This window comes from Kribbella sp., assembly GCF_035687465.1.
Taxonomy (GTDB): Bacteria; Actinomycetota; Actinomycetes; order Propionibacteriales; family Kribbellaceae; genus Kribbella.
In genome coordinates, this window is the sequence record NZ_DASRXP010000173.1 from 1 (window position 1) to 2,237 (window position 2,237).

Genomic DNA, 2,237 nt, shown 5'->3' on the forward strand with positions numbered 1-2,237 from the left:
CATCAGATAGGCGGTGAAGGCAAAGGTAATGACGATGAACCACACAACGTCCCAAAAACTCATTGCAGCGTCCTTTCTGCGAGCACGAATTCGCCTCGGTTCAACCCTGGCGTCTCGCGAACAGAACGTCCTCACCACTACTGGATGATCTCTGCGGCCCCGATCGGGACGACCATGAGCGTTAGCGCACCCTCGCTGCGCGGAGACCGGGGAGGTCGGACCATGGATCGGGAGCTGTTCACGTCGAGTTGGAAGATGCTGGTGGTCCGCGGGGCGATCGGCATCGTGTTCGGCATCTTGGCTGTCGTGTGGCCGATCGAGACGGCGCTGGCACTGATGGTGCTGTTGGGGTTCTGGGTGTTGCTGGAAGGCATCAGCTTGCTGGTCCAGGCGTTTCAGGCGAAGACACAGGGAAGCCGCCTCGGGCGTGCGCTCCTAGGAGTCGTCGCGGTGATCGTGGCGTACTTCGCGATCTTCAGCCCAGGCGTGACGGCCCAGACCGTGACTTGGATCGTCGGCATCTGGCTGATCGTCCGAGGGGTGGTCGAAGTTGTCGCAGCCTTCAGCAGTTACCGGCTGACACCGCGTTGGCTGCTCCTCGTCGGTGCCGCGCTGTCGATCCTGCTGGGCGCCTTCTTGGTGGCCAACCCCGGCCGGGGCGCGGTTGGTATCGCGGTCTGGCTCGGCCTGATCGCGCTGTGCTGGGGCTTGGTCTTCGTCCTGATGGGTCTCGTGCAGCGCCGCGAACACCCATGGCCGACCCCCGCAGACCCGGCAACCGCCTGACCCCGCCACGAACATCCGGTGCGGCAGCCATGATGATCGAAGAGGAGCGCCACGTCGATCGCGGCTACGTGGCCTCCTCGGTTCGCCTGGCTGACGGCGCCATCACCGCTCTCGGATGGGTGCTCGGGCACTTGCGCCGAGGTCCTGTCCTCGTCTGCCCGCCGGATCTGAAGTCCTTGGCATCGGCTGAAGAGGTCAGGCAGGCCACGGCCATCGTCGTGATCGGCGCGCACAGCGGCCTCAAACCGTGGATCAGTGCGTTCCGGCCCGAGCCCCTCACGAGTGCGGTCATCTCCGTGAGCGACTGTCTGGTCAGTGATCCCGTCGTCTGGACCGCGATGGAGTCGTTCACCGATGTGATCAACAGCGGTACCGGCCTGGCACACCCCTGTGACCGGGCCTTGGTGACCGAAGGACTCCTCGACCTGCGCCGGTCAGGTCATCCCTTCGACCCCGACGAGCTGATGGCAGCAGCCCTCAGACTCAACTGGCGCGGCACCGCCGCCTGGGACCTACGAGTCCTGGCGACCCAACTCAACGCCGGCTGCGGAGCCGGGATGCGCTGACCCAGACGAGCCTCCCGTAGTGGTCGATCAGCACCTGATACCCACGACGGCCGTACCGAGTGGCGTGAGCGGCGAATCATCCAGCAAGGGTGAGTCCGCGTTCCTGCCGTCAACGGGTGCCTGCTCGGCGGTTTCTGAGAGGGGGGTTAACAAGTGTTCACCTTCGGGTCACTTGCCGGGTGCTGACCTGAGGGGACGGAGGTGACAACGTTGCCAGGTAACCCTTCACGTTGTTCGCCCATCGGAGTGCGCTTGATGAAGAGAAGTCGGCCAGCTACCTCGGTCGTGGACGTCGAGAGGACGGACCCGGCGCTCGCGGTCCGGGCTCGCGGAATCGTCAAGAGTTTTGGCGAGGTCGTCGCCCTCGATGGCATCGATCTCAGTGTGGAAACCGGGCAGATTCACGGGTTGGTCGGGCCGAACGGCGCCGGGAAGACGACGTTGCTCGGGCTGTTGCTGGGATTGGCGGTCGCCGACCGCGGAAGCCTGGAGGTCTTGGGTACGCCGGTCGGGCGGGCGCTGGCCGCTCCTGACGGAGTCGCGGGGTTCGTCGATGGCCCTGGGCTCTATCCGTCGCTCACCGCGAGGCAGAACCTGGCCGCGCTGGCTGCGCTCCGGGGTCGCGATGCGCGGTCGGCGGGGATCGACGAGGTCCTTGCCGAGGTCGGGCTCACCGACATGGCCGACGACCGGGTTCGCGGTTTCTCGCTCGGCATGCGTCAGCGTCTCGGGCTGGCCGCCGCCCTGCTCACCAAGCCCCGGCTGCTCGTGCTCGACGAGCCTTCCAACGGCCTCGATCCGGCCGGCAAGAAGCATGTGTACGGCGTCCTTGGCCGGCTCGCCGCCGAGGGCACCGCCGTGGTGCTGTCCAGCCACCGGATGGAC

3 protein-coding genes are annotated in these 2,237 nt (G+C 66.1%); all 3 read left to right on the forward strand.

Translation table 11 applies throughout. From position 1 onward, the window contains the following. Window positions 1-222 precede the first annotated feature (222 nt). A complete protein-coding gene (locus VFG33_RS08860; RefSeq protein WP_325024330.1) occupies window positions 223-786 on the forward strand; it encodes an HdeD family acid-resistance protein in 564 nt (187 codons plus the stop codon). A 29-nt stretch (window positions 787-815) separates the two neighbouring features. After that, complete coding sequence (locus VFG33_RS08865; protein WP_325024332.1) at window positions 816-1,352, forward strand: DUF1889 family protein; 537 nt, start codon at window positions 816-818, stop codon at window positions 1,350-1,352. A 255-nt stretch (window positions 1,353-1,607) separates the two neighbouring features. Continuing rightward, on the forward strand, window positions 1,608-2,237 hold a 630-nt coding region (locus VFG33_RS08870; protein WP_325024334.1), incomplete at its 3' end, for an ABC transporter ATP-binding protein.